15 protein-coding genes are annotated in these 16,532 nt (G+C 68.4%); 14 read left to right on the top strand and 1 reads right to left on the bottom strand.

All coding sequences use genetic code 11. The features are described from left to right. The first annotated feature begins 6 nt into the window (after positions 1-6). From EV650_RS16345 to EV650_RS16335, 3 genes are read left to right on the top strand one after another with little or no spacing between them, the layout of a single operon-like run. A complete protein-coding gene (locus tag EV650_RS16345; RefSeq protein WP_134119600.1) occupies positions 7-723 on the top strand; it encodes a VIT1/CCC1 transporter family protein in 717 nt (238 codons plus the stop codon). After that, on the top strand, positions 720-2,477 hold the full coding sequence (locus tag EV650_RS16340) for an FAD-binding protein (RefSeq protein ID WP_134119599.1): 1,758 nt from the start codon (positions 720-722) through the stop codon (positions 2,475-2,477). Before EV650_RS16345 ends, EV650_RS16340 begins: the two co-directional genes overlap by 4 nt. 10 nt (positions 2,478-2,487) lie before the next feature. Further along, positions 2,488-3,057 carry a Chromate resistance protein ChrB gene (locus EV650_RS16335; RefSeq protein ID WP_134119598.1) on the top strand — a complete coding sequence of 190 codons (570 nt, stop codon included), beginning with the start codon at positions 2,488-2,490 and terminating at the stop codon, positions 3,055-3,057. Positions 3,058-3,082: 25 nt separating this feature from the next. On the opposite strand, the gene EV650_RS16330 is transcribed toward EV650_RS16335, so the two are convergent. Next, a complete protein-coding gene (locus tag EV650_RS16330) occupies positions 3,083-4,006 on the bottom strand; it encodes a MurR/RpiR family transcriptional regulator (RefSeq protein ID WP_166678156.1) in 924 nt (307 codons plus the stop codon). A gap of 126 nt (positions 4,007-4,132) precedes the next feature. On the opposite strand from EV650_RS16330, the gene EV650_RS16325 reads away from it, so the two are divergent. From EV650_RS16325 to EV650_RS16275, 11 genes are all read left to right on the top strand, one after another. Continuing rightward, positions 4,133-5,302, top strand: a complete 1,170-nt coding sequence (locus EV650_RS16325) for a C45 family autoproteolytic acyltransferase/hydrolase (RefSeq protein ID WP_134119596.1) — start codon at positions 4,133-4,135, stop codon at positions 5,300-5,302. Positions 5,303-5,348: 46 nt separating this feature from the next. Further along, complete coding sequence (locus EV650_RS16320) at positions 5,349-6,377, top strand: ABC transporter substrate-binding protein (RefSeq protein WP_134119595.1); 1,029 nt, start codon at positions 5,349-5,351, stop codon at positions 6,375-6,377. Between the two features lies 1 nt (position 6,378). After that, the gene (locus EV650_RS16315; protein WP_134119594.1) at positions 6,379-7,443 is read left to right on the top strand and encodes a FecCD family ABC transporter permease; all 1,065 of its coding nucleotides are present in this window, start codon (positions 6,379-6,381) and stop codon (positions 7,441-7,443) included. Continuing rightward, positions 7,440-8,468, top strand: a complete 1,029-nt coding sequence (locus tag EV650_RS16310) for a FecCD family ABC transporter permease (protein WP_202874547.1) — start codon at positions 7,440-7,442, stop codon at positions 8,466-8,468. The genes EV650_RS16315 and EV650_RS16310 overlap by 4 nt, the downstream gene beginning before the upstream one ends. A 9-nt stretch (positions 8,469-8,477) precedes the next feature. Continuing rightward, positions 8,478-9,287 carry an ABC transporter ATP-binding protein gene (locus tag EV650_RS16305; protein ID WP_134119593.1) on the top strand — a complete coding sequence of 270 codons (810 nt, stop codon included), beginning with the start codon at positions 8,478-8,480 and terminating at the stop codon, positions 9,285-9,287. A gap of 10 nt (positions 9,288-9,297) precedes the next feature. Beyond that, positions 9,298-10,272, top strand: coding sequence for a pyridoxal-phosphate dependent enzyme (locus EV650_RS16300; protein ID WP_134119592.1), 975 nt, complete (start codon positions 9,298-9,300; stop codon positions 10,270-10,272). A gap of 63 nt (positions 10,273-10,335) precedes the next feature. Continuing rightward, positions 10,336-11,145, top strand: a complete 810-nt coding sequence (locus EV650_RS16295; protein ID WP_134119591.1) for a COG4280 domain-containing protein — start codon at positions 10,336-10,338, stop codon at positions 11,143-11,145. Beyond that, entirely contained in the window at positions 11,142-11,360 is a 219-nt protein-coding gene (locus EV650_RS16290) for a hypothetical protein (protein ID WP_134119590.1), read from the top strand. Before EV650_RS16295 ends, EV650_RS16290 begins: the two co-directional genes overlap by 4 nt. 173 nt (positions 11,361-11,533) lie before the next feature. Continuing rightward, complete coding sequence (locus EV650_RS16285; RefSeq protein ID WP_166678155.1) at positions 11,534-12,991, top strand: TldD/PmbA family protein; 1,458 nt, start codon at positions 11,534-11,536, stop codon at positions 12,989-12,991. Continuing rightward, positions 12,988-14,313: a metallopeptidase TldD-related protein gene (locus EV650_RS16280; RefSeq protein WP_134119588.1), complete on the top strand. Its 1,326-nt coding sequence runs from the start codon at positions 12,988-12,990 to the stop codon at positions 14,311-14,313. Before EV650_RS16285 ends, EV650_RS16280 begins: the two co-directional genes overlap by 4 nt. Further along, entirely contained in the window at positions 14,313-16,532 is a 2,220-nt protein-coding gene (locus EV650_RS16275; protein WP_134119587.1) for an aminotransferase class III-fold pyridoxal phosphate-dependent enzyme, read from the top strand. The genes EV650_RS16280 and EV650_RS16275 overlap by 1 nt, the downstream gene beginning before the upstream one ends.

Genomic DNA, 16,532 nt, shown 5'->3' with positions numbered 1-16,532 from the left:
CCTGAAATGACCGCAGAAGTTGCGGAAACCCCTGAGCTCCACCACTCCCATCGCGATGTCACCGGCGGCTGGCTGCGGCCCGCGACGTTCGGCGTGATGGACGGCCTGGTCTCGAACTTCGCTCTCGTCGCCGGTGTGGTCGGCGGCGGCGCGACCGGCAAGATCGTGATCATGACCGGCCTGGCCGGACTGGTCGCCGGTGCCTGCTCGATGGCGTCGGGCGAATTCACCTCGGTCTCGTCCCAGACCGAGCTGATGCGGGCCGAGATCGCGATCGAGAAACGCGAGCTCGAGATCCACCCGGCCGAGGAGGAACGCGAGCTCGCGCTGATGTACGAGGCCAAGGGTCTGCGCCCCGAGCTCGCCGCCGAGGTCGCCCGCGAGCTGACCGTCAACCCGGCGGTCGCGCTCGACGTACACGTGCGGGAAGAACTCGGCGTCGACCCGAACGACCTGCCCTCGCCCTGGGTGGCCGCCGGTTCGTCGTTCGCGGCCTTCGCGATCGGCGCCGTGATCCCGCTGATCCCGTTCGTCTTCGGTATCGGCAGTCTGCTCCCCGCGCTCTTGCTGAGCGCCCTCGGCCTGGTCGTCACCGGCGGCATCGTCGGCAAGATCACCGCCCGCCCGTTCTGGTACGGCGGCGGCCGCCAACTGCTTCTCGGTGGGCTGTCGGCGGCGGTCACCTTCGCGATCGGCCTGGCGGTAGGCACAGGATTGTCATGAACCTCCTCGTCACGGCTCTGGTGAAGCAGGTGCCCAAGGGCGACCACAGCGGTCGCCTCGACGCCAACGGACGGCTCGAACGGGCCGGTGCGGTCACCGAGATGAACCCGTGGTGCCGTCGGGCGGTGGCCCAGGCGGTCCGGCTGGCGGGGGAGACGGGTGGCCGCAGTACGGCGATCACCATGGGTCCGCCCGGCGCCGTCGACGTACTGCGGGAAGCCCTCGGATGGGGTGTCGACGATGCAGTACATCTGTCGGATCCCGCGCTGGCCGGGTCGGACTGCTTGGTCACCGCACGCGCGCTCGCCTCGACGATCGCGGTGCTGGACGATCCTCCCGATCTGATCCTGGTCGGCGCGAGTTCTGTCGACGGCAGCACTGGAGCTGTCGGCGCGATGCTCGCGGAGCTCCTTGGCCTGCCCTTCACCGGCCCCGTCCTCACCCTCGAGGCCGAGGGCAGGCGCCTCCGCACCACAGTTCAATACGACTCCGGCACCGAATCTGTCCTTATTGATCTCCCGGCCGTGGTCGCCGTGGCCGAACGCTCCTGCTCGCCGGCCAAGGTTCCGGCCGAGTCCTGGCCGTCGTCCGACGCGGTACGCCGGGTCAGCACCACCGACCTCGCCGCCGGCGCCTGGGGTCTGCCCGGCAGCCCGACCAAGGTCGCCCAGGTCCACCCGGCCCCGCTGACCAGGGATCCGGTGATCTTCCGGGGCCGTCCCGAAACGCAGGTACGCCGGGCCATCGCCGAGCTGATCGACCGGGGCTGCTTCGACGCGCCCGTCGCCCAGCCGGCCGAACCCGTTCCGACGCCGCAACGGCACGGTCCGGATGTCGTCGCCCTGGTTGGCCCAGGATCCGCTGCCGGGACGCGAGCGTTGCTCGGTACGGCCGCAGCTCTTGCCGCGGAGGCCGGCGGCGCCGTCGTGGCGGTGCGAACAAGAGAGAGTGGTGGCGACCTCGCGCAGTGGGGTGCGGACGAGGTGATCACGTTGAGCGGCGACGAACCACGACCCGTGGCGCACGCGCTCGCGCGATGGATCCGTGAATGGGAGCCGTGGGCCGTGCTCGGCGCAGCCCTGCCGTGGGACCGCGAGGTCCTGGCCCGGCTGGCGGTGGTGTTCGGCGCCGGGCTGATGTCCGACTTGGTGAGTCTGACGGCGAAGGACGGTCGCTTGGCCGGGCTGAAGCCGTCCGGCGGCGGGACGCTGGCCGAGATCGTCAGTCATGGAACACCGCAGATCGCCACACTAAGAACAGGGCTCCTGCCGCTGCGGACCCCGCGCGCCGGTAGGCAGGTCACCGAGCGCGCCCTGGCGGTCGCGGCGGATCCCGCTCTCGCCCGCGCGGATCGTCGTACCGGAGACGACGGAGACGCCCTGGACCGGGCCGAAGTGGTGATCGGGGTCGGTCGCGGAGTACCACCGGAGAAGTACGACGAACTCGAGGCGATGCGCGTCCTGCTCGGTGCCGAACTCGGCGCCACCCGGAAGGTCACCGACGAGGGCTGGCTTCCGCACGGTCGTCAGATCGGCATCACCGGCCGCAGCGTCGCGCCCCGGATGTACGTCGCCGTCGGACTGTCCGGGAACCTGAACCACCTGGCCGGTGCGAGCCGTGCCGGGACCGTACTGGCGATCAACACCGATCCGGCGGCCGAGATCTTCGCGCACTGCGATGTCGGCCTGGTCGCGGACTGGCAGGAGGTGATGCCGTTCCTCGTCGACGGGCTGCGGACTCGTGTCAACGGATAACCTGTCCGGCATGGCAACCCGACGTACCAAGGCCAAGAGCTCCCAGAGCTGGCTGCTGCTCATCTACAAGGTGCCGAGCGAGTCCTCGCGGGCCCGGGTGGCGGTGTGGCGGGAGCTCAAGCGACTCGGCGGGTTCTACGTGCAGCAGGCCGTCTGCGTGCTGCCGGACCGGGAGGAACTGCGGGCCGGCATGGAGAAGGTGCGGGAGCGGGTCACCGAGCTGGGTGGCTCGAGCGTGTTCCTGACCTTGACCGAGGTCGACGACGACGCCCGTGAGCAGTTCGTCGAGGGCTTCCGGACCCAGTCGGCCAAGGAGTACGCCGAGATCGTCGAGGAGTGCGACACCAAGTTCGTCAAGGAGATCGAGTTCGAGCGGTTCCGGGAGAACTACACGTTCGAGGAGGCCGAGGAGATTCGCCAGGACCTGGAGAAGCTCCGCCGCTGGCTGACCAAGGTCGAGGACCGCGACTGGATGGATGCCGACGGCAAGGATCTCGCCCGGTCCAAGGTCGCGGACTGCGAACGCCTGCTGGAGGAGTTCGAGGCCGACGTCTACGAACGCACCGAAGGCACCGTTTGAGGCACCGTTTGAGTCACCGTCTGAGTCACTTGCGGCGGGGTCTCGGCTGGGGATGGCCGAGGACGGTTTCGTCGGCCAGCGGGTAGCCGTTGAGTTCCTCGCGGAGATGGTTCATCCGCTCGGTGTTCTCCAGTGCACGGCCACGGTCGCGGGCGGCCACGGCGATGGTCAGCGCCTCGAGCAGGACCAGCACCACGGCCTGGCTGGTGAACGCGCCGGGCCGGCTCATCCGGGCGGACAGGACCACGGCGACCTCGTCGCGCAGTGCCTCGCCGAGGGTGTCGGTCAGCAGGATCACCGGTACTCCGGCTGCTGAGCAATGGTCGATGATCGTGCGGGTCTCGCGGTTCACCCGGTTGTGCGCCATCACGATGACGACGTCGGTCGGCTCGAGCAGCAGGATCCGGTCGGCGAGCCGGTAGCCGGTCTCGGTCGCGGTCCGGGCCCGGTGCCCGATCCGGGTCAGGTGCGTGGCGATGTACTCCGACACTCCGTCCAGACCCGCGAACCCGCAGATCACCGTCTCGCGGGCGGCGTCGACGAGCTCGACGGCTCGGCGGAACTCGTCCCCGTCGATGGTCTGCTCGGCCATCGTCAGGTGCTCGATGTGGTCGCGCAGGGTCGCCCGGAGGACGGTCTCGGGTCCGTCGCCGAGTGATTCGAGGCTGGCGCTGAGCCGGTTGGCCGGCGAGAGCAGGGTCTGCAGGTGGCCCTGTAGCGCTCGCTTCAGCCCCGGAAGACCGTCGTACCCCAGGGCTTTGGCGGTGCGGACGATGCTGGCGTCGCTGGTGCCCGTTGCCCGGCCGAGCTCCTCGGCGGACGAGAACGCGGCCTCCTGCGGGTGCGCGGACAGGTATTCGGCGACCTTGCGTTCGGTCGCGGTCAGCTCCCCGAGCCGTGCCGCGACGCGTTCCTGCAGGGTCGGTGGCTTGATCTCCGCTGTGGTCATGACATTCCCTCCCGTCGGATCTTTCATCCGCGTATCCGTTGACAGAGATTGTAGCGATCACTACCGTCAAATGAATATTCGTAGTGAACACAACGCTTCAGCTCAGTTCAGCTCAGGGAGCCCTCTGTGATCGACACTATCGACATCTCGGCGCCGGACCCGCGAGCGCGCGGCCGTCAGTACGGCGAGGCGGCCCGCGAGCAGATCGCCGCATCGGTGGCTTTCTACGCCGAGTCGATCGCTCACAAGACCGGCCTGGCCTGGTCCGACGTACTGGACCGGGCCGGTGCCTGGGTGCCGATCATCGAGGGCTACCTGCCGGACATCGTGCCGGAGCTGCGCGGAATCGCCGACGGCTCCGGCCGGACGTTCGAGGAGATCGTCGCCCTGAACAGCCGGGGCGAACTGACTCGCGGCAACCCGTTCGAGCCTCAGGACGACGACGAGGGCTGCACCTCGTTCGCCGTACTGCCCGAGGCCAACGCACTCGGGCACACCTGGGCCGGACAGAACTGGGATCTGTGGGCCGGCGTCGCGGACACCGTCGTCGCGCTCCGGATCGCGCAGCCGGGCAAGCCCACAATCATCTGCCACGTCGAGGCCGGCCAGGTCGGCCGGCACGGCGCCAACTCCGCCGGCATCGCCCTCAATGCGAATGGCCTCGGCGCCGGCTTCGGCACGGGGCCCGGTGTCCCGGGCGCGCTGGTACGCCGAAAGGTCCTGGAGAGCTGGGACTTCCACGACGCGCTCGACGCGGTCTTCGACGCCCGCCAGAGCCTGTCCAGCAACCTTCTGCTCACCCACCGGGACGGTTTCGCCATCGACGTCGAGACCACCCCCGGCAGGAACGGCTGGATGTACCCGACCGAGGGGTTGCTGGTCCATGGCAACCACTTCCAGGCGTTCATCCCGCCGCAGATCGAGAACACCTACCGCCCGTTCTCGGTCGACTCGCTCTACCGGGTGCCGCGGGTCGAGTCGGGCCTTCGCCGGCTCCGCCGCGACGGCAGCACCGACGAAGCCGTCGCCACCACCGTTCGCGCCGCGATGAGCGACCACTTCGGCCACCCCGACGCCGTCTGCCAGCACGTCGATCCGCGCCGGCACGACCTCGACCGCTACGCCACCATCGTGTCCAGCCTGGTCGACCTGACCGCGGGCACCTATCGGCTCACCCCGGGCCTGCCGTGTGCGAACAGCTACCAGCAGGTGCCCTGGAACCTGTACGACGGTCCCGGTCCCGAGGACCGTCCCGACGTACCCGGCCCGGCCCACGCGCTCGCCGGCCTCCGATGACCCCGATGACCCCGCCACGCATCCTTAGTTTCGAGGAGCACGTGCCATGTCTTACTCCGCCACCCTGGTACGGCGCGCTGCCGCCGTACTCGCCCTGACCGTCGCCGCCGGGGCCCTGGCCGCCTGCGGCAACTCCGCCTCATCCACATCACCGGCCGCGGGAGCCGCGCCGAACGCAGACCGTGCCGCCGCGGCGCCCGGCGTCGGCCCGAGCGTGAACCTGGACGAGTGCGGCAAGCAGACGCGCACCGTCAAGCACGATCTCGGTACGACGACCATCACCGGCAACCCGACCCGGGTGGTGGCGCTGGAGTACTCCTTCGTCGACGCCCTGGTCGCGGTCGGGATGTCGCCGATCGGTGTTGCCGATGACAACGAACCGAAGCGGATCATCCCCGCGCTGCACGAGAAGGTCGGCCCGTACAAGTCGGTCGGCCTGCGGGCGACGCCGAACATCCAGGTGATCACGGCACTGAAGCCGGACCTGATCGTGGCCGACAGCGGCCGGCACAAGGCGATCTACGCGCAGCTGTCGAAGATCGCGCCGACGATCGCCTACGCCAGCCTGAACGGCAACTACCAGCAGGTGCTGGACAGCGAGATGTCGACCGCGATCGCGCTGAACAAGTGTGACCAGATGAAGCAACGGCTCACCGAGCACGCCAAGACGATGTCGGACCTGAAGGCCGAGGCCACTCCGGGCGAGAGCCGCAAGGCGCTGTTCGTGCGGGCGTCCGAGAAGGGTTTCACCGGTTTCCCGCCGAAGGCCTACACGCCTGGTGTGCTGTCCGCGATCGGGATCGGTTCGGCCTTGCCGGACAGCGGCACCGATGCGTCGGTCTCGCTCACGCTGGAAACACTGGTGTCCACCAAACCGGACATCATGTTCATCGCGCCCAACGACGGGCCGACACTGCGCGACACCTGGGCGAAGAACCAGCTGTGGAAGCAGTTGCCGGCGGTGAAGAACAACGCGACGTACGACGTCGACCCGAACGAGTGGTCCCGGTCGCGTGGCCTCATCGCCTCCGAGGTCGTCGCCCAGGAAGCCGTCAAACTCCTCTACGGGAAGTGACATGACGCTGTCCGTGGGCACCGTGCCCCAACCCACCGAGGACGCCACGCACAAGCGTCCGAAGATCGTCACGAACAAGCAGCGGGTCACCTGGGCAACGCTGGTGCTGCTGGTGGTGATCGTGGCCGGCGTGCTGTGGGGCTTGTCGATCGGGAGTCAGCACATCCCGCTGTCCCGGGTCCCGGGGGCGATCTTCCGGGCCGATCAGCCGGACCAGATGATCATCCAGTCGATCCGGATGCCGCGGGTGGTGCTGGCGTTGTGTGTCGGCGCCGCCCTGGCGGTCGCCGGCGCGCTGATGCAGGCCGTGGCCGCGAACCCGTTGGCCGCGCCGGAGATCATGGGCGTGAACGCGGGCGCGGCCTTCGTGGTCGTGCTGGCGATTACCGTGGTGCCGTCGTTGTCCGGTGCGCCGACGATCCTGCTGTCGTTCGGCGGCGCCGCGGCGGCAGGGGTATCGGTGATGCTGCTGGCGGGTTCGGGGCGAGGCCGGGTCAGCCCGGTGCGGCTCGCGCTGGCCGGCGTGACGGCGAGCAGCCTGCTGATCTCGTTGACGCAGGTGCTGATCATCTTCGACGAGAACTCCGCGGACAGTGTGTTGTTCTGGCTGGTCGGCGGGGTGAACTTCGCCGGCTGGCCCGACGTTCGCAATCTGCTCCCGTGGATGATCGTCGGTCTGGCGGGAGCGTTCGCGATGGCGCGTCCGCTGAATTTGCTGGCGTTGGGCGACGACATGGCCCGCGGCCTGGGCCAGAACATCGAACGGACCCGGCTGTTCGGTTCCGCCCTGGTGATCATGCTGTGCGGCGCGGCGGTGTCGGTAGCCGGTCCGGTGGCGTTCATCGGGTTGATAGTGCCGCACATCATGCGCCGCGTGGTCGGCTCCAGCTACACGGTTCTGCTGCCGTTGTGTGCCTTGGGCGGCGCTGTCCTGGTGCTCTACGCGGACATCGTCTCGCGGTACGTCAAACCGCCGTACGAGGTCCCGGCCGGGGTCATCACGGCTCTGATCGGCGCCCCGATCTTCGTGTACCTCGCTCGCAGGCAGAAGGTGACCGCATCATGACCAGTACGGCGATTGTGGCGCAGCGGGTTCGTAGTACGACCCTTGCGCAACGGCATCCGCGCCTGTTGATGGGTTCCCTCGGGGTCCTGGCCGTGCTGTTGTCGTTCTACAGCCTGAGTGTCGGCGCCACCGACGTCTCGATGGCAGACGTCCTCAAGGCGATCGTTGGTGACACCACCGATCAGGCCGCCCAGATCGTCGTCCAGTTCCAGCTGCCGCGGGTCTTGCTGGCGTGGCTGGTCGGTATCGCGTTGGCGATCTCGGGTGGCGTGATGCAGGGCGTCATCCGCAACCCGCTCGCTGCCCCGGACGTCGTCGGCGTCACCAAGGGCGCAGGCTTCGCGGGCATGCTTCTGCTGCTGGCGATCCCCGGCATCCCGGTCGCGGCCGTCGTACCGGCCGCGTTCGTCGGCGGTCTCGTGGCAGCGGCGTTGGTGTATCTGCTGGCGTACCGGCGGGGTGCGACGCCGATTCGGATCGCGCTCGTCGGCATCGCGGTGTCGGCGGCGTTCGAGGCCGGCATCCGGTTCCTGCTCGTCCGTAACCCGCTCGACGTCAGCGCGGCGCTGATCTGGTTGACCGGCAGCCTGTTCGGTCGCTCGATGAGCTCCGTGCTCGAGATCCTGCCCTGGGTCGCGGTACTGGTCCCACTGATCATCGTCTGGGCTCGCAAACTCGATGTGCTCGGCCTCGGCGACGACCTGGCCGCCGGCCTGGGGGAGCCGGTCGAACGGACGCGGCGGACCCTGCTGCTGTTCGCGGTAGCGCTCGCCGCCGCGGCAGTCGCAGTGTCCGGCACGATCGGGTTCATCGGGCTGATCGCCCCGCACATGGCCCGGCGCGTGTTCGGCGGCCGCCATCTCGCGTTGCTTCCCGCGGCCGGATTGTTCGGCGTACTGCTGATGCTCTTCGCCGACATGCTCGGTCGCGGCATCGCACCGCCGCTGGAAATCCCCGCCGGACTGATCACCGCCGTCGTCGGCGGACCGTACTTCCTGTACCTGCTCGTGAAGACCGGAAGGTAGGAACTCCTCATGCGTCTGCAGGCACAAGGCGTCCAGCTCGCCTACGACCAGCGGGTCGTCGCTCAGGATCTGACCCTGACCATCCCCGACGGGAAGGTCTCGGTGCTGATCGGCCCGAACGGCTCGGGCAAGAGTACGGCGCTCCGGGCGCTGGCGCGGCTGCTCCCGCCGGCCAAGGGCAGCGTGATCCTGGACGGCAAGTCGATCCAGGACACCCCGACCAAGGAGGTCGCGAGGCTGCTGGCGATCCTGCCGCAGGTCCTGGTGGCTCCGGAGTCGATCTCGGTCGAGGACCTGGTCTGGTTCGGCCGGCACCCGCATCGCACCTCGCTCAAGACCCCGAGTACCGCGGACAAGGAAGCCGTCGAGTGGGCCATGCAGGTCACGTCGACCGCCGAACTGCGGCACCAGCACGTGGATCAGCTGTCGGGCGGTCAGCGTCAGCGGGTGTGGATCGCGCTGTGTCTCGCGCAGGGCACCGATCTGATCCTGCTCGACGAGCCGACGACGTACCTGGATGTCGCGTACCAGCTCGAGGTCCTCGACCTGCTCCACCAACTCAACCAGGAGCAGGGCAAAACCGTCGCGATGGTGCTGCACGACTTCAACATGGCGGCCGAGTACGCCGACCACGTCTTCGTGATGAAGTCCGGCGAGCTGGTCACGCAGGGAACGCCCGAAGACGTGTTCACCTGCGACATCATCCGCGACGTGTTCGGGGTGGAGTCCAAAGTCGTGCCGCACCCCGTCAGCGGCAAACCGATGTGTATCCCACTGCGCGCCGGGCTACGCGCCCAGTTGTCAGTGGCAACCGGATAAGGAGCACCGCATGACGTTGAGCCCGACGGAAGTTGCCGAGCGATCCGAGCGGGTCGCACCGTCGCTGCGCCAGCACTTGCCGCCGACACCGTTCGTTCGGTTCGGCGCCTTCAGTGACGAGCTCGGCGCGGAGGTGCTGGTGAAGTGCGAGCACCTCCAGCGCACCGGCTCGTTCAAGGCGCGTGGTTCGCTGGCGAAGATCCTCACCCTCACCGACGCGCAACGGCAGGCGGGCGTGGTGACCGCGTCGACCGGCAACCACGGCCTCGGTGTCGGCAACGCGCTGGCGACCCTGGGCGGGCACGGCATCGTCTACCTGCCGGAGAACGCGTCGCCGAGCAAGGTCGCCGCGCTGCGCCGGCTCGGTCTCGAACTACGGGCCGAAGGCAACGATTCCGGGGTGCTCGAGCCGAAGGCGCGGGCGTACGCCGAGGAGCACGACCTGACCTACATCCCGCCGTACAACGACCCCGACATCATTGCCGGGCAGGGCACGGTCGCGGTGGAGATCCTCGAGCAGCTCGACGGTGCACCACTCGATGCCGTGGTGGTCGCGGTTGGCGGCGGCGGACTGGTCAGCGGGGTCGCGTCGGTCCTGAAACAACACCTGCCGAAGGTTCGCGTGTACGGCGCTCAGCCCGCGCTCGACGCCGGTATGGAGGCGTCCGTCCGCGCGGGCGAGATCGTCCATGTCGATGCCGCGGAGTCTCTCTCGGACGGTACGGCGGGAAGTGTCGAGCCGGGCAGCATCACCTTCGATCTGTGTCGGCAGCTGGTCGACGACTGGGTGGTGATCGAGGAGGACGCGATCCGGGACGCGCTGCGGACAGTGATCGACACCGAGCATCAGTTGATCGAGGGCTCGGCGGCGCTGGCGTTCGCGGCCGCGCGGGAACGCCGTACCGAATTGGCCGGCAAGCGCGTCGCGGTGGTGTCCTGCGGCGGCAACATCTCGTCGAGGACGCTGGCGGACGCCCTGCGTTGACACTTCTCGTTCGCCGTAGCTATCGTTACATGCAACAGATGTTGCAAACGAGAGGATCTCTGGATGGACGCGGCAACGTGGGGACTGATCATCGCGACGTTCGTCGCGTGTTTCGTGGAGATGGTGGAAGCGACCACGATCGTGATGGCGATGGGGTACACCCGGAACTGGCGATCGGCGCTGATCGGGACCTTCGCGGCGCTCGGTGCGCTCGCGGTGGTGACGCTCGCGGCCGGCTACGCCCTGGCGAACTGGTTGCCGGAGTCGGCGCTGCAGCTCGCGATCGGTGGGCTGCTGCTGATCTTCGGCCTGCAGTGGTTGCGGAAGGCGATCCTCAGATCGTCCGGGCGGAAGGCGGTCCACGACGAGGACGCGATCTACCGCGAGGAGGTCGAGGCGGCCAAGGCGGCCGGTGAGTCCAAGCAGGGCCTGGACCTGTTCGCCTTCATGGTCTCGTTCAAGGGCGTGTTCCTGGAGGGCATGGAGGTCGTGTTCATCGTGCTGACCTTCGGCCTGAACGCGGACAACATCCCGGCCGCCAGCCTCGGTGCGGCCGCGGCCGTGGTGATCGTGCTCGGCATCGCGATCGCGCTGCGCCGGCCGCTGTCGATGATCAACGAGAACCTGCTGAAGTACGGCGTGGGCCTGCTGCTCGCGTCGTTCGGGACGTACTGGGCGATCGAGGGCATCGGCATCTTCCGGGACGGCCGCGAGAGCCTGAACTGGCCGGGCCACGACCTGATGATCCTGGTCCTGCTGGCCGCCTGGCTGCTGCTCAGCCGGATCTTCGTTGCGGTACTGCGCAAGCCCGCCGTACCCGCCCCGGCCATATCCAATCCGGCCGGCGACATCGCCGTGGAGGTGAAGAAGTGAAGTTCCTCAAGGCCTTCGGACAGTTCTGGTACGACTTCATCATCGGCGACGACTGGAAGATCGCGGTCGCCGTCGTCATCACCCTGGCGGTGATGGTGGCAGCCATGCTGAGCGGTGCGCTGAGTGACACCGCGCTGACCCTGATCGGCGGTGCCTTGGTGCTGGTCGCGTTCAGTATCAGCCTGGCGATCGATGTCCGCCCGAAACGGCGGTGACCCCTGGTTTCCCCTGCCCTGCTTGACGAACGGCCTCACGCCCTCCGCGTGGGGCCGTTCTCATGTAGTGGCTCCTGTAGTGAACACAACGTCTTCTCAAAATCTCGTAGTGTCTGCTACAGTGCCGGAAGAGGCGTTCGAATCCCCCAACCTTGTGCATCGGAGGTCCGCTTGTGACTGGTTTCCGTGATCTGGCCGAGGTGGTGCTCGGCCTACTGCCCACCGATGTCCAGTACGGCGACATCCGCGTGGTCCGGCGTACCCACGAACAGGTCCTGGTCGAGCTCGACGGTCCGGGCGAGGTGAACTACGACGACTCCCTCGGGCTCGGCCTGCGGGTCCTGATCGGGGGCCAGTGGGGGTTCGCCGCGACCCACCGCCTGGACCCGCAGGGTCTGGACGCGGTCGTCGGGCAGGCAGTCGGGCAGGCTCGGGCGGCCGGCGGCGGGCACGTCGTACTGGGTGAGCCGGTGACGACGCGGGATGCGTGGTCGTCTCCGATGGAGATCGACCCGTTCAAGGTGCCGCTCTCGACCAAGCTCGACCTGTTGTCGGCGACGGTGAAGGAGGCGTCGACGGCCGGTCCGCTGGTCCAGCAGATCGAGGCGTCGGTGGACTTCTACCGCGACGAGAAGGTGTTCGCAAACACCGAGGGCGCGATGATCGAGCAGACGTTGACCGAGAGCGGCGGTGGCCTGATGGTCAACGCCGGCGACGGGAACGACGTACAGCGCCGATCCTTCCCGCAAGGCGTGCCACGGCAGATCCGCGGGCAACGCGGCGACTTCGCCACGGCCGGCTTCGAGCACGTGCTGTCGCTCGGCCTGCCGGAGAACGCGGCCCGGGTCGCGTCCGAGGCGGTCGCGCTGCTGACCGCGCCGCAGTGTCCCGACGAGGTCACCACGCTCGTTGCTGGTAGCAATCAACTCGCGATGGTGCTGCACGAGTGCGCCGGTCACCCGATGGAGGCGGACCGCGCGCTCGGGACCGAGGCCAGCTTGGCCGGCGGTACGTACGCGACGCCCGAACGGCGCGGCAACTTCCAGTGGGGTACGCCGATCGTCTCGGCGTACGCGGACGCGACGATCCCCGGCGCACTCGGTTCGTTCAAGTACGACGACGAGGGCACGCCGGCGCAACGCACCCAGCTGGTCAAGGACGGCGTCTTCACCGGCTACATGTCCAGCCGCGAGTACGCCGGCGCGCTCGGACTGCAGTCGACCGGACAGGCCAGGGCGGACGGATGGCAGCGGCTGCCGCTGGTTCGGATGACCAACATCTGTCTCGAGCCAGGCGAATCCTCGCTGGACGAGATGATCCAGGGCACCAAGCGCGGCATCCTCGTCGACATCAACCGCGGCTTCTCGATCGACGACCAGCGGATGAACTTCCGGTTCCAGACCGAGATCGGCTGGGAGATCCGCGACGGCAAGATCGGCCGGATACTGAAGAACTGCACGTACCAGAGCGATACCCCGACCTTCTGGGGAAGTCTCGACGCGCTGGGCGGACCGGACGAGTGGAAGGTGCACGGCGTCCCGTCCTGCAACAAAGGTGAGCCGCTGCAGGTAGCCCACGTCGGCCACGGCACCGTGCCAGGCCGCTTCCAGAACGTACAGGTGGGACGATGAGCATCAGCGAAACAGAGGTGCGCCAGGCACTGGATATTCTCGGCGACGGGGCTCGGCTCGACATTCTCGGTGAGCATGCCGACCTGTTGCGGTACGCCGAGTCCGAGATCACCGCGCAGCACAGCGAACGCCGGTTGCGGGTCCGCGTCCGCGTCAACCGGAACGGCCGATCGGTCGCCGGATCGCTGGAGACGCTGGCGCCCGACGCGGTCCGTTCGCTTGCAGACCGGCTGACCGCGGCGCTCGCCGATCTGCCCGCCGGCCAGGAGCGCACCGCCACACCGGACGGCGACCACTCGGCGGCGACCCCCGCGATCCCGCCAGCCCCGTCCGTGCTCGAATCGGATCCCGCCGTCCGGCACCGGTGGTTCAGCACCGTGCGCGACGGCCTGGACCCGTCGGTCAAACTCGGCGGCGCCATCCGGTACGACGTCCTGGATCGGGTCGTCGCCGAGTCCGGCGGACTGTTCCGCGCCGAGACGTTGACCAAGGCATCGATCCAGGCGATCGCCAAGCAGGACGGCAAGTCCGCGAGCGTGCGGCTCATGCACCGCGACGCCGACCAGCTCCCGATCGAGGAGATCCCGGACCGGCTGCGCGAGGCCCTGCGGCCACTGCCCACGGTCGAAGCGCACCACGGCACCTGCCGCGTCCTGCTGAAGCCGCAGGCTGCGAACGCGTTGATCGCCACCTATGGCTACGCGGTCCTGGGTGCGAACGCGTACGCGACCGGACGGTCGGCGGCGTCCGGCCGACTAGGTGAGAAGATCACCAGCGAGTTGGTGACACTGGTCGACGACGGCTGCGACCCGGACGGCCTGCCCAGCGGATTCGATGCTGAGGGCAACGTTCGACGGCGGACGCCGTTGATCGAGGACGGAGTACTGGTCGGGCTGGTGTCGGACCGGCGCCGGGCCGGACTCACCGGCGGTGTGCCGACAGGTCACGCCGTACCGGACGGGTGGCGGTTCGGTGGTGATCCGGTTCCGTCGCATCTGTTGCTCGAGGCGGGTACGTCGACCGAGGACGAACTGCTGGCCGAGTGCGGCAGCGGGCTAGTGGTGAACCGGCTCGACTATCTACGGGTGCTGCATCCGAAGGAGACTCTCGTCACCGGTACGACGCGAGATGCGACGTACTGGGCCGAGGGCGGCAAGCTGGTCGGCTGGCATCCGCAGCTGCGGTTCACGTTCCGGATGGAGGACGTGATGAACGCGATTATCGGCGTCGGTTCGATCCGGGACCGTTGTGACCAGACGTTCATGGAGAGCGTCGTCGTACCGTCCCTGCTGATCGACGCGGGCCCACTCGTCCTCCCCTGATGACCCAACGGACCCCGAGTATGGTGGCGGATCCGCCGGCGGTCGACGCCCGGGCGGCTGGACAGTTGCTCCTTGAGAGATACGGCGTCGCCGCCCACCTGACCGAGTTGCGGAGTGAGCGGGACCGGAACTTCCTGGCCGGTTCGGAGTTGGTGGTGAAGATCTCCAACTCGGGCGACGACGCCGGCCAGATCGCGATGGAGTGCGCCGCGATGCAGCACGTCGAGGCAGTCGATCCGGACCTTCCGATACCCCGTCTGTTGCCGACGACCACCGGTGCGCCGATCGCCACTTTCGACGCCGCGGACGGGCGCACGCATCAGGTCCGCGTTGTCACGGTCCTACCCGGTTCGGATGCTGACCTGGGTGCGCTTCCGTCCTGGTTCGCGGCTGATTTCGGGACGATGTGTGCTCGATTGGCTCGCGCGCTCCAGGGCTTCGGGCACCCGTCGGCGTACCGCGAGCTCGACTGGGATCCTCGTCGGGTCGTCGAGCTGGGCGGGTACGTCGAGAACCTGCAGGACGAGGCCCGTCGTACGCGTCTGCGTGGACTGCTCGACCGTTTCGCCGGACTCGCCGACGCGACCCGCGGGCTGCCCGCGTCGGCCCTGCACGGGGATCTGACCTTGAGCAACGTCCTGATCGGCGACGGGCGCATCACCGGCGTGATCGACTTCGGGGACATGCATCACACCGCCCGGGTCTGCGACCTGGCGATCAGCTTGACCTCGTTGCTGAGGGAGACCGACGACCTGTGGACCGACGCGCGTCAGTTCCTCGACGCCTACCAGCGCGTCCTGCCGCTCGATCCTGCGGAGGTCGCACTGATCGGTGAACTGGTGCTCGCCCGCTCCGCTGCGAGCATCCTCATCTCGGCCTGGCGGGCGCCGCTGTTCCCCGACAACGAGGAGTACTTGACCAGCCTCGTGGCCGGCAGTTGGCGCATCCTGGATCAGCTGGCCGGGATGGATCCCGATGAGCTCGCGGACCGCTTCCATCGGCTCTGCGGTACGTCGCGAGTCTCGTCGGCCGCCGACCCGGGCTTGCTGCCTCGCCGGCGGGCCGCGCTCGGCGGTGACCTGTCGCCGCTGTTCTACCGCGAGCCGTTGCAGGTCGTGCGGGCAGCCGGGGCGTGGGTGTACACGGCGGACGGGCGGCGGTATCTCGATGCCTACAACAACGTTCCGGTCGTGGGGCACGCGCATCCGGCTGTAGTACAGGCGATCGCGCGGCAGGCCGCCGTACTGAACCTCAATTCTCGCTACCTGCATCCGCATGCCGTCGAGCTCGCCGAACGGCTCGTCGCCACCATGCCGGAGGGGCTGGATACGTGCGTGTTCGTCAACTCCGGCAGCGAGGCCAACGACCTCGCCTGGCGGATGGCCCGGATCGCCACCGGCCGATCCGGCGTGCTGGTCGCCGACCTCGCGTATCACGGGGTCAGCGAAGCTACCGCCGCCTGGTCGACGAACACGTACCCGCCATCTGCGCGACCCGCGCACGTCGCGACCTTCGAGGCGCCACGGCTGTCCGCGGATGCTCGTCAGGGGGTCCGCGCCGGTTGCGCCGAGTTGGGTCGGAGTGGTCATGAGGTGGCGTTGCTCGCGGTCGACAGCGTGTTCAGCAGCGCGGGGATCCTGACGCCCGGCGACGACTTCATGCGGGGGTTGCAGGACGAAGTGCGAGCGGCCGGCGGGCTGTTCCTGGCGGACGAGGTGCAGGCCGGATTCGGGCGGGGTGGTCGGAATCTCTGGCGATTCCTCGACTTCGGGCTCACGCCGGACTTCGTCACGCTGGGCAAACCGATGGGCAACGGTCATCCGGTGGCCGCGCTGATCACGCGCCGGGAGATCGCGGAGCAGTTCTCGGCGGTCGACGAGTTCTTCAGCACGTTCGCGGGCAACCCGGTGTCGTGCGTTGCCGCGCTGACGGTGCTGGACGTGATCGAGGAGACGGGTTTGGTGGCGCGGGCCGGCGAACTGGGTGACGTACTGCGAGCCCGGTTGCCTTCGGACCTGACGGTGCGTGGGCGGGGTTTGATGATCGGGGTCGAGCTGCCTGATGCCGCGGAGTTCGCCGAGCGGATGCGGGAGTACGGCGTACTGGTCGGCACGACCGGACCAGGTGGGGGAGTGCTGAAGATCCGGCCACCGTTGATCTGGTCAACTGCTGAGGCCGAGCATTTCATCGAGGCATTCCAGCAAGCGAGGGACGGGTGA

Origin of the sequence: Kribbella kalugense, assembly GCF_004365875.1 — a bacterium.
Lineage (GTDB): Bacteria > Actinomycetota > Actinomycetes > Propionibacteriales > Kribbellaceae > Kribbella > Kribbella kalugense.
Note: the sequence above shows the minus strand (reverse complement) of the source record. Positions and strands in the feature narration are given on the sequence as shown.

Bases quoted from the DNA above. Each gene is read 5' to 3' on its own strand.
- EV650_RS16345 (WP_134119600.1), top strand. From the start codon at position 7: ATGACCGCAGAAGTTGCGGAAACCCCTGAGCTCCACCACTCCCATCGC.
- EV650_RS16340 (WP_134119599.1), top strand. From the start codon at position 720: ATGAACCTCCTCGTCACGGCTCTGGTGAAGCAGGTGCCCAAGGGCGAC.
- EV650_RS16335 (WP_134119598.1), top strand. From the start codon at position 2,488: ATGGCAACCCGACGTACCAAGGCCAAGAGCTCCCAGAGCTGGCTGCTG.
- EV650_RS16330 (WP_166678156.1), bottom strand. From the start codon at position 4,006: ATGACCACAGCGGAGATCAAGCCACCGACCCTGCAGGAACGCGTCGCG.
- EV650_RS16320 (WP_134119595.1), top strand. From the start codon at position 5,349: ATGTCTTACTCCGCCACCCTGGTACGGCGCGCTGCCGCCGTACTCGCC.
- EV650_RS16315 (WP_134119594.1), top strand. From the start codon at position 6,379: ATGACGCTGTCCGTGGGCACCGTGCCCCAACCCACCGAGGACGCCACG.
- EV650_RS16310 (WP_202874547.1), top strand. From the start codon at position 7,440: ATGACCAGTACGGCGATTGTGGCGCAGCGGGTTCGTAGTACGACCCTT.
- EV650_RS16305 (WP_134119593.1), top strand. From the start codon at position 8,478: ATGCGTCTGCAGGCACAAGGCGTCCAGCTCGCCTACGACCAGCGGGTC.
- EV650_RS16300 (WP_134119592.1), top strand. From the start codon at position 9,298: ATGACGTTGAGCCCGACGGAAGTTGCCGAGCGATCCGAGCGGGTCGCA.
- EV650_RS16295 (WP_134119591.1), top strand. From the start codon at position 10,336: ATGGACGCGGCAACGTGGGGACTGATCATCGCGACGTTCGTCGCGTGT.
- EV650_RS16280 (WP_134119588.1), top strand. From the start codon at position 12,988: ATGAGCATCAGCGAAACAGAGGTGCGCCAGGCACTGGATATTCTCGGC.
- EV650_RS16275 (WP_134119587.1), top strand. From the start codon at position 14,313: ATGACCCAACGGACCCCGAGTATGGTGGCGGATCCGCCGGCGGTCGAC.